The sequence below is a fragment of the Yinghuangia sp. ASG 101 genome (genome assembly GCF_021165735.1).
Taxonomy (GTDB): Bacteria; Actinomycetota; Actinomycetes; order Streptomycetales; family Streptomycetaceae; genus Yinghuangia.
The window spans coordinates 7,674,889-7,689,424 of sequence record NZ_CP088911.1; the positions used below are offsets into that span (position 1 = coordinate 7,674,889).

Genomic DNA, 14,536 nt, shown 5'->3' on the forward strand with positions numbered 1-14,536 from the left:
GGGTGGAGTGCCGTGCCTGTCCGCTGAGTCCGCTGAGTCCGCCGACGGGACATCCCCGAGGACACGGCGTCCACCGGACATCGGCCCGGCCGGCGGCGCCGACACCACGGTTCGGCCGGTCTCGGCTGTCAGGACGGCTTCCGCGCGGTGGTGAGGAAGTCCAGGACGAGCGGGCCGGCCTCGGTGCGGAACTCCTCGAAGTAGGCGTGCCGGGCGTCGGGGATCAGATGGAGTCGGGCGCCGGGGATGCGGTCGGCGAGCAGGTGTGCGTTGGCGGTGGGGTTGAGCAGGTCGTCCGTTCCGTGGACGACCAGGGTGGGTGCGCCGATGTCCGGCAGGATGTCCCAGGCGTCATGCCGGTTGCCGGCCGCCAAGTGGTGGCGCCGGGCATGGGCGGGCATGCCGGGGTCGCCCAGGGTGTGGTGCGGGCCGGGATGGGAGGCGAGCCATCGGGGCGTGTACATCAGCTCCCGCAGGGCCTGCCGCGCGGCGCCGGGCCGAGGTTGTGCCAGGGCTCGGCGGACGTCGTTGCCGCGTTCGACGCTGTGCGGACCGCCGGGTGAGGTGCAGCCGAGAACCAGGGCCTCCACCCGGTCGGGGTGGCGGGCCGCCAACTGCTGGGCCACCCGTCCGCCCATGGACGTGCCGTAGACGTCGGCCCGGTCGATACCGAGTTCGTCGAGGACGGCGATGACGTCTTGCGCGAACAACTCGGTGCTGTACGGGATATCGGGCTTGTCGCTGTCACCGGTGCCGCGGTAGTCGAGCGTGAGGGTGCTGCGGGCGGGATGGAAGTCGGTGCGAATCCCGTCCCACCAGTGGTGGTTGTTCGCCTGACCCGCCAGCAGGACCAGCGGCGTTCCGTGGCCATGAAGCTGGTAGGCGATGCGGGTTCCGTCCGGTGCCATCGCGTGTGTCATCGGTTTCCTTGCTCTCACGGGGAATCTGTCCCGGCGGTTTCGACGTGGCGGCCAATACGTCATGGCCGTCGGCGAGTTCGAGGCAATGGTGGCCCGAGCAGGCGGTATCTACGGTCCTGTAGATTCTCTGGACGCGTCGACGTCCCGAAGTCCCGCGCGCTTGACGAAGGCCCGCGAGGCTTCCGGGCAGCGCCGTGTACGCCGCCGGAACCCGGCCGGCCCGCTCAGCCTTCCCGCTTCTCTTGAGGTGCGCAATGCCCGCTGCCGACCCTGAGTCCGCCCCGCCGGAGACCACCGAACCCCCGTTACCCGAGCATCGGCACGCTTGGGTCTCGGTGAGCGACCGGTGCGCACGTGTCAGTGATTCGACCGGCTTCGCCGTGGCGTCGTTCGTCCTCATTGTGGCCAACGCCGCGGTTCTGGGAGTCGAGACGTACTCGGGCACCGCACGTGCCTGGCACGTCGAACTCCGGATGGCGGAAACGTTCTTCCTGATCGCCTTCACCCTCGAACTGGTCGTCCGCATCGCCGCGTTCGGGAACCACCCCGGACGGTTCCTCCGCGACGGCTGGAACGTGTTCGACTTCGTCGTCGTGGTCGCCGCCTTCGTCCCGGTCGTGCGGGAGAACGCAACGATCCTACGGCTGCTGCGACTTGCCCGCGTGCTGCGTGCCGTCCGCATGTTCCCCCAGCTGCGCGTCATCCTCCACGCGGCGTGGAAGAGCCTGCCGGGCGCGCTCGGCTTCCTGGTGGTCGGCGCGCTCGTCCTCTACATCTACGCGATGCTCGGCTGGATCCTCTTCGCCGAGGAACTGCCCGAGCACTATGGCTCTCTCGGCCGCGCCTGCCTCACCCTCTTCTTCCTCATGGCGTTGGAAGGGCTCGGCGACCTGGTCCGCGAGGGGCTCGAAGTCTCGCGCTGGACCGTCCTCTACTTCGGATCGTACGTTCTCATCAGTTCGTTCCTCCTGGTCAACCTGCTGATCGGTGTCGTGATCACCTCGCTTGAGGACGCCCGCGCGTCGGAGAGGCCGCAGCGGACCACCCCGGCCGCGCACCCGTCGGATCCGGACGAGATCCGGCAGAGGATCGTGGAGCTGCGCGGCGCCCTCGAAGCGCTGGAGGCGGCCGTGGAGGCGAGTGCGCGGGACACCCGACCGCGGGAGCCGGGTCACGCGGAGGTGGTGGGACCGCGGACCGGGCGCACGTAGCGTCGGCGGTGGTCGAACGGGTCGGCCGGGCACGGCGATTCCCGCCGTGCGGTGGGTCCGGCGGGATCAGCCGACGTTGACGCCGAACTCGGCGGCGATGCCTCCGAGTCCGGTGGCGTAGCCCTGGCCGATCGCGCGGAACTTCCACTCGCCGTTGCGGCGGTAGAGCGCGCCGAACACCATGGCCGTCTCGTCCGCGGCGTCGTAGGACAGCTCGTAGCGGCACATCTCGCGGCCGGTGCGGTTGTCGACCACGCGGATGTACGCGTCCTCGACTTGCCCGAACGTCTGGCCGCGCGCCTCGGCGTCGTGGATGGACACCACGAAGACGACCTGGCCGATCTCCGCGCCGAGCCGGTCGAGGTCCACGAGGATCTGCTCGTCGTCTCCGTCTCCGTCGCCGGTCAGGTTGTCGCCGGTGTGCCGGACCGCGCCGCCGGGACTGACCAGATTGTTGTAGAAGACGAAGTGCTCGTCGGAGACGACCTTGAGGTCGGTTCCGCAGACGACGGCGGAGGCGTCCAGGTCGATGTCCGGGCCCGAGGAGGGCTCAGCGTCCCAGCCCAGGCCGACGGTGACGTCGGCGAGGGGTGTGCCGTCCTGCTTCAGTACGACGTTTTCGCCCTTCGAGAGGGTGACACCCATGGTGCGGAGGCTCCTCGTGTGGTCGTGGTCGTGGGGTGGCCGGTGCGCCCCTTGCGCTTCCGCGGGGCGAGGCCGGGTTGGAACGGCTTCCGCCGCCGGCGTGCGCGCACCGGTCGTCCGACCGGATACCGCCCGCCTGGTGTGCTCCACCTGTTCCGTGGAGACGGGGACACGAACGGCGGTGCCGACGGCGCCCACCCTACTTGCCCCCTTGCGCAAGGAAGGCCCGGCCGGGGCCGCGGGCGGCTTGCCCGGCGTCGTGGTCCGCACGGGTGGTGTCGCCCGGGGCATACGGGACCCACCGCGCGGCCGTCCGCCCGCTCCCGCCCGGACGCGGTGTGCCTCGCGCGCACGGCTCATGGCCACCCCTTTCCTCGCGCACGTCCGGTGGCCCTGAAAATTCTACAGTTGCGCAACTTCTGAATTTCCATGGGGTGACCACGGGGAACGCCGCCCCTGCGACGACGCTTTGGTTGCGAGACGCACCGTGGTCGATATGCGTTCACCCGACCCGCTTACCGTCTCGGCTCCCGGCCCGGTCCGGGAGCGCGCGCGGCCCGAGCGACGAGTCGCGGGCGTCGAGACGGTCTGAGGAGAATCCCCCGATGCGCAGAAGAACCGCGCAGACACTGATGGTCTTCACCGTGGTGGGCGCCACGACGCTTGGCTCCGCCATGATCGCCGATGCCGCACCGCGGCAGGGCAACCAGGGCAACCAGGGCAACCAGGGCAAAGACGTCCGCAATGTGATCTACCTCCTCGGCGACGGCATGGGGCGTACGCACGTCACGGCCGGGCGGGAGCGCTTCTACGGCGCGGCCGGCAAGCTCGCGATGGAGCAACTCCAGTACACCGGCGCGGTCGCCACCTACGCGGTGGAGAAGGGCAGCGACAAGCCCGCGCTGGTCACCGACTCGGCCAGCGCCGCGACCGCGTGGTCATCGGGCGTCAAGACGTACAACGCGGCGATCGGCGTCGACGCGTACGAGAAGAAGACCGTGACGCTGATGGAGCAGGCCAAGCAGGCCGGCTACGCCACCGGCAACGTGTCGACCGCCGAGATCACCGACGCGACCCCGGCCGCGCAGTTCAGCCACGCGCTGCTGCGCGGATGCCAGGGGCCGACCTACTCCGACGCGTCGTGCCTGCCCAAGAACGCCGACGGCACGTACGAGGCGCCGCCCGCGGACAAGACGCTGATCACCCCGATCGCCGAGCAGATCGCCCGCAACGGTACCGCCGACGTGGTCCTCGGCGGCGGCCTGGCCCGGTTCGAGCCGGACGACCAGAAGGCCCTTGAGGCGCAGGGCTACACGGTGCTCGGCAGCTTCGGCGACCCGTCGCTGCCCGCCCAGACCGCCGCCAGCCAGAAAGTGGCCACGAAGGCCGACTTGGACAAGGCACGCGGCGGCAAGGTCGTGGGCCTGTTCAACCGCGGCAACCTGACTGTCGAGCAGGCCAAGGCCCAGTCGGCGGCCGGTGCGCCGGAGAAGCGGGAGCCGACGCTCGCGGACATGACCACGAAGTCCATCGACCTGCTCAAGAACTCCTCCAAGAAGGGCTTCTTCCTCCAGGTCGAGGGCGCCCAGATCGACAAGCGCTCGCACGCCAACGACGCGGCGCAGACGCTCGACGAGATCAAGGCGTTCGACGACGCGGTCAAGGCGGCGTACGAGTTCGCCCGCAAGGACGGCCACACGCTGGTGATCGTCACCGCGGACCACGAGTGCGCCGGCTTCAACATCATCGAGAACGGCACCTACACCAACGCCGAGGCGGTCGCGCCGCCGACGAACGTGGACGCCGGCAACCCGGCGAACAACTCCACGCCGTCCCGGCCGACTTCGGGCGCGAAGGACCCGGCGCGCTCGTCCGGCATCGTCAACGGCACGGGCGCGGGCGACGCCAAGAACTTCGCTCCCGCCACGTTCCGCACGGCGGACGACCCGGCCGACGTCAAGGACGGCAGCCCCGAGGCGAGCCTCTGGCTCACCTACCTGTCGGGCAACCACACCGGCGCGGACGTCCCGATCTACGCGTACGGCCCGACCGGCGAGAAGTTCGCGGCCAGCCAGAACAACACCGAGCTGTACGGAAAGATGTACCGCTCGCTGTTCGGCCGCGACCCGCACCGCACCTGATCCCCAGGATCGCGAGGCCGGGAGCCGCGCGGCTCCCGGCCTCCTCGCCCGTCCCGAGGAGGACGACGATGAACACCTTCGTCCGTACGACGGTCGCCGCCGCGGTGTCGGCCGTCCTGCTGGCATCGGCCGGCGCCTGCAGCTCATCGTCGAAGAGCGCCGCCCCCGCGAGCGTGCCGCAGCCTTCGCTGCCCGCGCCGCGCTCGGCCCCGTCGGCCGCGCCCTTCCTGGACACGCCGCCCACACCCGGGGAAGTCCGGCTCGAACAGGGGCCGTTCACCGATCGGCTGAGCATCACCGGACTCACCCTCACCGGTGAACCGTCGGTCACCGGCCACATGGTCGTCACCTCCGACGTCAGTGACGTGATCGCGTTGGAACTGCGCGCCGCGTACTACGACGACCGCGGCCGGTTGGTGGGCACGACGAGCTTCGAGTACCAGGAGGAGGGGCACGCGCACACCGCCGAAACCGCAGCCGCGGAACACGAGGGCATCGACTTCACGATCCCCGCGACCGGGCTGAGCGGCACCCCGGTGACGGCCCTGGTCTCGGTCCCGGTGCTGGTCAACGAATAGCGCGCCTGATCACCGGTCAGGGCGCGGCGCCCGGCCTTGGGTTCGCAGCGGCCGTCGGAGCACGTGCGTCGCACGCGGCCCCGGGAGACCGTCCGGATCAGGCCGAGCGCCCAGCACGTCGGGCAGCCGCGGAGGGCGAGGAGTCCGATCGGCGCGAGGAGGCCAGCACCTCGTCCTCAAGATGCTGGCGGCCGTGGGCCCCTGCGCACAGCAGACCCTTGCGGAAGAGCTCCGCATCGACCGCAGCGTGATGGTCGGCCTGTGCGAGGAGTTGGAACGCGACGGGAGCGTCCGCCGCGAACGCAACCCCGAGGACCGGCGGGCCTACGCGGTCTCCCTCACCGACCGAGGACGCGACGCTCTGCGTGGCCTGGAGGCCGGAGTGGCCGACCATCTCGACGACGTCTTCGCACCGCTGGACGAGCCCGAACGCGCCCACCTGACCGCCCTGCTCGCCAAACTCCTCGCACCGCGCTGAGACCGTCCGCCCACGCGTCGGAAGCCCGCGAGGTGGCGGCAACCACGAACCGGACAACCGCGCGCGTTTCCTCCGGCCCGACCACGCCTCGCGACGGCGAATGTTCGGCGGCCTCGGGGGCTGGTTCGCCCGGTCGGTGGGCGGGAGCGAATCCAGGTGCTTTGGTCGTTATCGGAGGGCGGACGCCTCCGCGGTGTCCGGGGCCTGCTCGGCGGGTGCGGCGCGCGTCGGGGAGCGCAGTCCGAACGCGGTCACCGCCGCCGCGACCACCGCCGCGCACAGCGGCACCAGCAGTGCGGCCCGGTAGCCGCCCAACACCGCGCCGGGTGTGCTCGCGTCGGTGGCCGCGACGTTGACCGCGGTCACGGCCGAGAGGCCGAGCGCCGCGCCGAACTGGAAGGACGTGTACAGCAGTCCGCCGGCCAGGCCCTGCTCGGCCTCGTCGACGCCGTCGGTCGCGGCGATCGTGAGCGGTCCGTACGTGAGGGCGAACGCCAGGCCGAGCAGCAACAGGCTGGGCAGCATCACCAGGTATGTCCAGTCGATTCCCACGGGCAGGAACAGCGCGTAGGCCGCGGTCGCGAGGAGGAGGCCCCCGAAGACGACCCGGGCGTTGCCGAAACGTTCCACCAGTTTGGGGGTGAGCGTCGGCGAGAGGATCGCGTCGATGCCGATGACGGTCATCGCGAAGCTGGTCTGAAGCGTCGACCAGTCGCGCAATTCCTGGAGGTAGAGCACCACGATGAACTGGAAGCCGAAGAACGCGCCGGCGAAGAGCAGCCCCGCCAGGTTGGCCCGCACGAGGCCGGGATCGCGCAGGATGCCGAGGCGTATCAGCGGCTCCGCGGAGCGCCGCTCGATCACCACGAACGCCACCAGCAGGACCACGCCCGCCGCGAGAACGGCGACCGTCCGGCCCGCCGCAGCGTGCGCGGCCTGTTCGACCCCCAGCACGATCAGCACGATGGCCGCGGTCACCGTCAGCCCGCCGAGGATGTCGAATCCCTGTCCGGTGCGGTCGGGGCGCGGGGAACGGGGAACCACCGCCAGCGCGGCGACGAGGATCAGGCCCGACAACACCACCGGCGCGAAGAACACCCAGCGCCAGCCCAGCGAGGTGAGCAGTCCGCCGACGACCAGCCCGATCGAGAAGCCGCCCGCGGCGGTGCCGGAGTAGATCAGCAGGGCCTTGTTGCGCCGCGGGCCTTCCGCGAACCCGGTCGTGATGATCGACAATCCGGCGGGCGTCATGAACGCGGCGGAGACGCCCGTCATGAAACGGGCCACGATCAGCATCCAGCCCTCGGTGGCGAATCCGCCGAGGCCGGAGAAGACCAGGAAAACGGCGAGCCAGAACACGAACATCTGCCGGCGGCCGAAGAGGTCCGCGGCCCGGCCGCCGAGCAGCATGAAACCGCCGTAGCCGAGTACGTACGCACTCATCACCCACTGGAGTTGCGCGGTGGACATACCCAAGTCCGCGCGGATGGCCGGCAGCACGACGTTGAGCATCGCCACGTCGATGCCCTCCAGGAAGATCGCGCCGCACAGCACGAGCAGCACGGCCCACTCGCGGGCGCTCATCGCGCCGACACCGCCCTCGTCCGTCGGCGACTCGGGTGCACTTGTCTTCATCGGATCCTGCCTCACTCGGGGAATCGGAGGCTCGCGCCTCACGAGCAACCCTGATTCAGGCCGGAAACCGGAACAACGGCGAAGGCCTCACCGTTCATGCAGCCTGACTGCACGATTCCGCGCACGGCCGCACGCGCCCCCGACGATCCGAGGGAACAGGGATGGAACGCGATGAACTGGACTGCTTCCTCATCCTGGCCGAGGAACTCCACTTCGGCCGCACCGCCGAGCGCATGCGACTCTCCCGGTCCCGGGTCAGCCAGCTGATCAACCGGCTGGAACGCCGCATCGGCGCACCGCTGTTCGCGCGGACCAGCCGCAGGGTGGGGCTGACGGCGATCGGCAGACAGCTCCGCGACGACCTGAGCCCGCTGCACTCCGCCATGCAAGCGGCGGTCCGGCGGGCCCGGACGAGCGCGCGCGGCATCGACACCGTGCTGCACGTGGGGTTCGCGACACCGCCGATCGCCGAGATGGCGCTGGAGGCCGCCGAGGTCCTGCGGACCACACACCCGGAACTCGCCGTCGAAATCTGCGAGGTGCCGTTCGCGGACCCCTTCGGCTCGCTCCGGTCGGGGGAGTTCGACGTCCAGATCACCGAACTTCCGCTCGGCGAACCGGACCTCGGCCACGGACCGCCGCTGGTGTCCGAGGGCCGGGTGCTCGCGGTCCCCGCCGGCCACCCGCTCGCCGCCCGTACGGAGGTGACTTTCGAAGACCTCGCCGCGGTGTCCCTGCTGACCGCCGCGGGCGACGTCCCCGCCCCCTGGCGCGAACACCGCGCCCCGACCCGGACGCCGAGCGGTCGCGCCATCGCCCGCGGCCCCGTGGTCACCAACATGCAGGAGGCGCTGACGATGGTCGGGGCGGGCAAGGGCGCGCTCCTCGCCCCGGCCCATGCCGGGTCCTACTTCGCCCGGCCCGGGATCGCGTTCGTTCCCTTCGCCGACGCGGCGCCGGTCGCCTACGGCATGGTCTGGCGCGCCGCCGAAATCACCGACGCGATACGCCTGTTCGCCGAGACGACGGCCCAGGTCGCCCGACAGCCGACCACGAGCCCCTGACCCGCACCGCCGCACCGCCAACCCCGGCACCCCCTCCCCAACCGGCGACGTCTCACCCCCCGAACGATGCCGTGGCCTCCACCGACGGCCGCCCGCGACGTCGCTCCCCCCGGCGCCATATCCGTGGTCGGGTTGGCGGTAGGGCTGTGGTGGGTGGGCGGGGGCGCGACCCGGGCGAAGGTGGCGGCCTGATCGGTTCGTAGCATCTCTACGACTGTGTGGGGTGTTGGGGAGATGGGCCGCCGTACGAATGAGTGAGAAGAGCGTCGGGGAGCGGCGGTCTCGGGTGTCGGGTGTCGCGTGGTTCGTGGGGCGCGCGCTGCGTGACGAGTGGCATGCCATTGTCACCGATCCGGTGCGGCAGCTGGTACGACGCGGGCCGTCCGCCCTGACGCTGGCGTGCGTGGCGGCATTCGGCGTCATCTTCTTCCACAGCCTGGCGCAGCACCCGACGGGTGCGGTGGTGGTGCGGCGACTCGGGGGCGTCACCGCGGATCTGCCGCTGTGGTTGGCCCTGTTGCGCAGTCCGGTGTCGTTGTACGTCCCGGCCCTCGACCTTCCGGTGTGGGCGGGTATCACCCAGTTGTTCCTGGCTTTCGCGCTCGCCGAACTCACGCTCGGCCGGTTCCGGACCCTGGTCGTCGCCTACGTGACGACACTGGCCGGGACACTCACCGTGCGCGTGATGATCGCGCTCGGGCCCGGCTGGTGGGGATTGGGGCTGCCGCCCGAGGCCGGCCAGGTGCTCGACACCGGTCCGTCGGCGGCGGTGGTGGGTCTGTTCACCTATCTCTCCGTCGTACGGCGGGCTCCCGTCGTCTTCGTGCTGACCGGAGGATCGATGGTGTGGGAATCGATCGCGGTGCCCAACCTCGCGGGCCGCGAGCACCTGATCGCCGTGGCCGCCGCGATCGTCCTCGGGTTGCTCCACGGCCGTGAGTTCCCGGTGGCCGCGGGCAACGCCGCCGTCCGGTGAGATCCGTGGGGACGGCCGGGGCGGTCACGGTGCGGGTGTGCGCGTGGTGGCCGCCGGGGGCGTCTCGGCCACCACGGGGGCGTCGGTGGGCGTGCGGTCGCGCTTCCCGGGCCACCGCGGGGTGGGCCAGGAGAGGGTGAGGAACGCCTCCGCCTGGAGTGCGGCGACGCTGATGCGCGGCAGGTCGCGGGCGGTGGGGTAGACCAGGAACCGCGGTTCCCACCGGGGCTGGAACTTTCCGTTGAACTTGTACAGCGATTCGATCTGGAACCAGCGGGACAGGAACAGCAGAAGGCCGCGCCAGACGCGCAGGACCGGGCCGGCGCCGAGGCGTTCGCCGCGTGCCAGTGCCGCGCGGAACATGGCGAAGTTCAGCGAGACCGTGCTGATGCCGTGCTCCGGGGCCTGCCGCAGGGCGTGCACGATGAGGAGTTCGTTCAGGCCCGGGTCGGCCTCGCGGTCGCGGCGCATCAGGTCCAGGGATATTCCGTCCGGGCCCCAGGGCACGAAGTGCAGGATCGCGCGGATCCCGCTGTCGTGTGGGTCGTCGTCGGTGTCCGGCATCTTGTGGGCGGTGACGACGACGCAGTCGCCGTCCGTGGCGTCGCCGAAGCGGCCGAGCGCCATGGAGAACCCGCGCTCGGTCTCGGTGCCGCGCCAGGAGTCGGCCGCGTGCCGGATCTCGGCCTTCTCCGCGTCGGGCAGGTCCCGTACGCGGCGCATCCGGCACGTGTAGCCGGCTCGCTCGATGCGGTTGACCATCTGGCGGACGTTGCGCATCGCCCGCCCCTGGAGGGTGAATTCCTTCGTGTCGACGATGGCCTCGTCGCCGATCTCCAGCGCGGCGAGGCCGGCCTCGCGGGTCCACACCTCGCCGCCGGTCTCGCTGCAGCCCATCACCGCGGGGACCCAGGCGTGCCGGGCGGCGGTCTCCATGAACTCCCGGATCGCCCCGGGCCAGGCCTCCACGTCGCCGATCGGGTCGCCGCTCGCGAGCATCACGCCGGAGACCACCCGGTAGGCGACGGCGGCCTTGCCGGACGCGGAGAATATGACGTTCTTGTCGCGACGCAGCGCGAAGTAGCCCAGCGAGTCCTGCCGGCCGTGCCGCTCCAGAAGGGCGCGGAGGCGCCGCTCGTCCTCCTCGCCGAGATGCGGGGACAGGACGGACGGGCGCAGCGCGAGATAGATGGTGGTGCACGCCGTCAGCAGGCCGAGCCCGGCGAGCGAGAAGTACACCAGGTCGGCGGTGCGGTCGCTCGCATAGTGCACCGGCCCCTCGATCCCCACCAGGCCGTACGCGACGTGTCTCAGACGGTCGGCCCAACTCGGGTCGCCGATCTCCGTCTTCGGGTGGGCGCCGAGGATCAGCAGCCCCGCTCCGACGCTGAAGACGCCCAGAGCGAGGAAGTTCCACACCGCACGCCGTCGGGTGCGCGGGTCCGACAGCGCGTAGAACTGCCTGCGGGCGACCAGGAGCAGGACGAAGAGCACCACGGTGATGACCGCCGGGCCGTGCTCGTGCCAGCGCAGCGCCTGCAACACCGCGCCCACGGGCAGCAGCACGACGACCGCCCGCCACGCACGGCGCTTCCGGCGGCGCAGGGCGTGCGCGAGCATGACCATCAGGACGCCGGTGATGAGCGAGGCCGCGGTCGCCAACGTCGAGACCGCGCCGGGCAGCGCCACCGTCAGCGTGTGGATCCGCCCGCGGCGCATGTGCGGGAAGATCGCGCCGACGATGTCCAGCGCCCCCGCGAGCAGGCACAGGAAGCCGGCCGTCGCGGGCACCCATCCGTACGAAACGGATGCCAGTCTGGCCCGCAGGGACGCGCCGCTCACGTTGGTGTCTCTCACGAAGCCAGAGCGTACGGCCCCGGCCGACAACGCGTCACGCAGGCTCCGACCGGGCAGGGGCCGGGCGCGGTCGGCGGGGCCGGGTTGTCGTGTTGGGGTCAGCGTTCCTCGCGGAAGGGGACGTGGCGGCGCGCGATGGGGTCGTACTTGCGCAGTTCGAGGCGGTCGGGGTTGTTGCGGCGGTTTTTGCGGGTGACGTACGTGTAGCCGGTGCCCGCCGTGGAGCGGAGTTTGATGACCGGGCGTACCTCGTTGCGTGCCATGGGTGTGCCTCCAGGGGGTCGAGGGGTGCTTCGCACGAGAGCTTATCGGTAATGATTGTCGTTATGCATAGGCGGCGGCCTCGTGTACGGTCATGAAAATCATTGCCATCTACGCGAGGGTTCCCGATGCCTCCCGAGCCGCCCCTGCCGGTCGTTCTGCTGACCGGCCTCCACGCCGATGTCCGACACGCCGCCGGGAATCGGCTGCTCGCCGCCGTGCCCGGAAGCGTCCTGGCGCACCAGCGACTCGTCCGGGACGCCCTCGGCCGTGTCGAGCTGACCGTCCGGGACGCGTCCGGCGTCCTGGAGCGCGTGCGGCTGCCGACGGCCAACGACTGCGCCTGCTGCGGGATACGCGAGGACGTGCTGCCCAGGCTGCGCCGCCTCGCCGTCGACCGAGGCGTCCGGCTCGGCGTGGTCGAGGCATGGGACAACGTCGAGCCCCAGGAGGCGGCCGAGGCCATCGCCGCCGCCGGCGACGGCCTCCGCCTGGCCGCGGTGATCACCGCGGTCGCCCCCGGGTGCCTCGTCGAGGACCTGGCACGCCCGGTCGACCTGGCCGAACGGGGGCTCGCCGCGTCGCCCGACGACCAGGGCACCGTCGCCGAGGTACTGGCCCGCCAGGTGGAGTACGCGACCGTGCTCGCCCATCCGCCGGTCCGTGACGACGCGGACGCCGCCGGATTGGCGCTCATGCGCCTCATGCACCCCCAGGCCACCCTCCTGCCGCTCCACGCCCGAGGGCTCGCGTCGCTGACCACCGCGGAGTTCGACATCGAGCGCGCCGCGGCCCGCGTCCACCCCGCGTGCGCGCGGCTGCCCTCCGACGGCAACGACTCCGGCATGGTCTCGGCGGTATGGCGCCGCCGCCGGCCCGCCCATCCCGGACGCCTGTACGACGCCCTCGCCGACGTCGTCCCGGCCGCGCTGCGCAGCCGGGGGCGCGTGTGGCTGGCCTGCCGTCCCGACGACCTGCTGGTGTGGGAGGCCGCCGGCGGGACCCTGTCCGTCGAGTCGGCGGGGCGCTGGCTCGCGTCGCTCACCGACCGGGAGTGGGACGCGATGCCTCCCCTGCGGCAGGCAGCGGCGGCCGTCGACTGGGACCCGGCGCACGGCGACCGCGGCCAGCACGTGTGCTTCATCGCGCCCGATCTCGACCGCGAGCCGCTGTTCGAACTCCTGGACTCCTGCCTGCTGACCGACGACGAGTACGCCCGCGGTCCCGAGCACTGGCGGACCTTCGCGGACCCGTTCGCGGAGTTCCTCGACGGCGTCGCCGCCTGACCCCCGACCCGACCACCGCGAGGAGACACACACCATGCCCCGCCACGGAGCCCCGCCCCGCCACAAGCCCCGCAGAAACCCGCTCGACGCCGCGGGCATCACCTCCGTCGACTACAAGGACACGGACCTGCTGCGACGGTTCATCTCCGACCGCGGCAAGATCCGCAGCCGCCGCGTGACCGGACTGACCGTCCGACAGCAGCGCGACGTCGCCCGCGCCGTCAAGAACGCCCGGGAGATGGCGCTCCTGCCGTACGCCGCCAAGCCCGCCGACGCCGCCCGGGCGAAGCGATGACCGGGACGAACGGCGACCCCCGGCTGCCGGTGACCGTGTTGTCCGGGTTCCTCGGCGCCGGCAAGACCACGCTGCTGAACCACGTGCTGCGCAACACCGACGGGCTCCGGGTCGCGGTCATCGTCAACGACATGAGCGAGGTGAACATCGACGCCGCGCTCGTGGCCGGCTCCGGTGCGCTGACACGCACCGACGAGCGCCTGGTCGAGATGACCAACGGATGCATCTGCTGCACGCTGCGCGAGGACCTGCTCGACGAGGTCGCGCGACTGGGCCGGGCCGGCCGGTTCGACTACCTGCTGATCGAATCCACCGGCGTCTCCGAGCCGATGCCGGTCGCCGCGACGTTCTCGTTCGCCCGCGACGACGGCGCCGACCTGACCGCGGTCGCGCGGCTGGACACGATGGTCACCGTCGTCGACGCGTCCGCCTTCCCCGTCGACGTCGCCTCCGGTGACGACCTGGCCGAACGCGGCCTGTCCGCGTACGAGGACGACGACCGCACGGTCGGCGACCTGCTCATCGACCAGGTCGAGTTCGCCGACGTCATCGTCGTGTCGAAAACCGACCTCGTCGATCCCGCACGCGAGCAGCGCCTCCACGCCACGCTCCGCAGGCTCAACCCGTCGGCCCACGTCATCCGCGGCGACCACGGCGGCGTCCCTCTGGGCCACGTGCTCGGCACCGGCCTGTTCGATGTGGCCAAGGCCGAACAGGCACCGGGCTGGATCGCGGAACTCAACGGGGACCCGCACCTGCCCGAAACCGAGGAATACGGCATCACCAGCACGGTCTTCCGCGACCCGCGCCCCTTCCACCCCGGCCGACTGTGGGACCTGGTGAACGGGGAACTCGGCGACGGCCGCTTCGGGGACGTCATCCGGTCCAAGGGCTTCTTCCGCCTCGCCACCCGCCCGACCGTCACCGGACTGTGGTCGCAGGCCGGGCCCGTCGCGCGCTTCGAACCGGTCGGCACCGACGACCCCGACGTCCCCGCGGGGCAGGAACTCGTCTTCATCGGCACCGACTTGCGTCCCGAACGCCTCCACGCGGCACTGGCCGGGTGCCTGCTCGACCCCCGCGAGGCCCGTCCCGGTCCCGAGCACGACCCCTTTCCCGCGTGGGACGGCCCCGCGCACGCCCACGCCTGAACCGCCGCGTCCTCCGACCGGCGACCTCTCCGCACGAA

At 71.4% G+C, this 14,536-nt stretch carries 13 protein-coding genes and 1 pseudogene; 9 read left to right on the forward strand and 5 right to left on the reverse strand.

Annotation, left to right across the window (positions count from 1 at the left end; translation table 11 throughout):
* Positions 1-128 precede the first annotated feature (128 nt).
* A complete protein-coding gene (locus LO772_RS32885) occupies positions 129-920 on the reverse strand; it encodes an alpha/beta fold hydrolase (protein WP_231775679.1) in 792 nt (263 codons plus the stop codon).
* Between the two features lie 380 nt (positions 921-1,300).
* Between LO772_RS32885 and LO772_RS32890 the strand changes: the two genes are divergently transcribed.
* A complete protein-coding gene (locus LO772_RS32890) occupies positions 1,301-2,131 on the forward strand; it encodes an ion transporter (RefSeq protein ID WP_231775680.1) in 831 nt (276 codons plus the stop codon).
* Positions 2,132-2,197: 66 nt separating this feature from the next.
* On the opposite strand, the gene LO772_RS32895 is transcribed toward LO772_RS32890, so the two are convergent.
* Positions 2,198-2,776: a TerD family protein gene (locus LO772_RS32895; RefSeq protein WP_231775681.1), complete on the reverse strand. Its 579-nt coding sequence runs from the start codon at positions 2,774-2,776 to the stop codon at positions 2,198-2,200.
* A 605-nt stretch (positions 2,777-3,381) separates the two neighbouring features.
* Here LO772_RS32895 and LO772_RS32900 point away from each other — a divergent pair.
* The 3 genes and pseudogenes from LO772_RS32900 to LO772_RS32910 form a co-directional block, all read left to right on the forward strand.
* Positions 3,382-4,917, forward strand: coding sequence for an alkaline phosphatase (locus tag LO772_RS32900; protein ID WP_231775682.1), 1,536 nt, complete (start codon positions 3,382-3,384; stop codon positions 4,915-4,917).
* Between the two features lie 68 nt (positions 4,918-4,985).
* A complete protein-coding gene (locus tag LO772_RS32905; protein ID WP_231775683.1) occupies positions 4,986-5,495 on the forward strand; it encodes a hypothetical protein in 510 nt (169 codons plus the stop codon).
* 175 nt (positions 5,496-5,670) lie between these two features.
* Positions 5,671-5,973: pseudogene (locus LO772_RS32910) on the forward strand (MarR family winged helix-turn-helix transcriptional regulator); the annotation flags it as partial.
* Between the two features lie 168 nt (positions 5,974-6,141).
* Here LO772_RS32910 and LO772_RS32915 read toward each other — a convergent pair.
* On the reverse strand, positions 6,142-7,557 hold the full coding sequence (locus LO772_RS32915; protein WP_231779799.1) for an MFS transporter: 1,416 nt from the start codon (positions 7,555-7,557) through the stop codon (positions 6,142-6,144).
* A gap of 212 nt (positions 7,558-7,769) precedes the next feature.
* Between LO772_RS32915 and LO772_RS32920 the strand changes: the two genes are divergently transcribed.
* Positions 7,770-8,672, forward strand: a complete 903-nt coding sequence (locus tag LO772_RS32920) for a LysR family transcriptional regulator (protein ID WP_231775684.1) — start codon at positions 7,770-7,772, stop codon at positions 8,670-8,672.
* A 250-nt stretch (positions 8,673-8,922) separates the two neighbouring features.
* Positions 8,923-9,648 carry a hypothetical protein gene (locus LO772_RS32925; RefSeq protein ID WP_231775685.1) on the forward strand — a complete coding sequence of 242 codons (726 nt, stop codon included), beginning with the start codon at positions 8,923-8,925 and terminating at the stop codon, positions 9,646-9,648.
* Positions 9,649-9,672: 24 nt separating this feature from the next.
* Here LO772_RS32925 and LO772_RS32930 read toward each other — a convergent pair whose 3' ends face one another.
* Together LO772_RS32930 and rpmG are read right to left on the reverse strand one after the other, a co-directional pair.
* A complete protein-coding gene (locus LO772_RS32930; protein ID WP_443089478.1) occupies positions 9,673-11,490 on the reverse strand; it encodes a phosphatidylglycerol lysyltransferase domain-containing protein in 1,818 nt (605 codons plus the stop codon).
* A 113-nt stretch (positions 11,491-11,603) separates the two neighbouring features.
* A complete protein-coding gene (rpmG, locus tag LO772_RS32935; protein WP_231775686.1) occupies positions 11,604-11,768 on the reverse strand; it encodes a 50S ribosomal protein L33 in 165 nt (54 codons plus the stop codon).
* Between the two features lie 126 nt (positions 11,769-11,894).
* On the opposite strand from rpmG, the gene LO772_RS32940 reads away from it, so the two are divergent.
* From LO772_RS32940 to LO772_RS32950, 3 genes are read left to right on the forward strand one after another with little or no spacing between them, the layout of a single operon-like run.
* Positions 11,895-13,052, forward strand: a complete 1,158-nt coding sequence (locus LO772_RS32940; RefSeq protein WP_231775687.1) for a GTP-binding protein — start codon at positions 11,895-11,897, stop codon at positions 13,050-13,052.
* A 34-nt stretch (positions 13,053-13,086) separates the two neighbouring features.
* Positions 13,087-13,347 (forward strand): 30S ribosomal protein S18, encoded by a 261-nt coding sequence (gene rpsR, locus LO772_RS32945; RefSeq protein ID WP_231775688.1) that lies wholly within the window; start codon positions 13,087-13,089, stop codon positions 13,345-13,347.
* Positions 13,344-14,498: a GTP-binding protein gene (locus LO772_RS32950; protein WP_231775689.1), complete on the forward strand. Its 1,155-nt coding sequence runs from the start codon at positions 13,344-13,346 to the stop codon at positions 14,496-14,498. The genes rpsR and LO772_RS32950 overlap by 4 nt, the downstream gene beginning before the upstream one ends.
* Positions 14,499-14,536 lie beyond the last annotated feature (38 nt).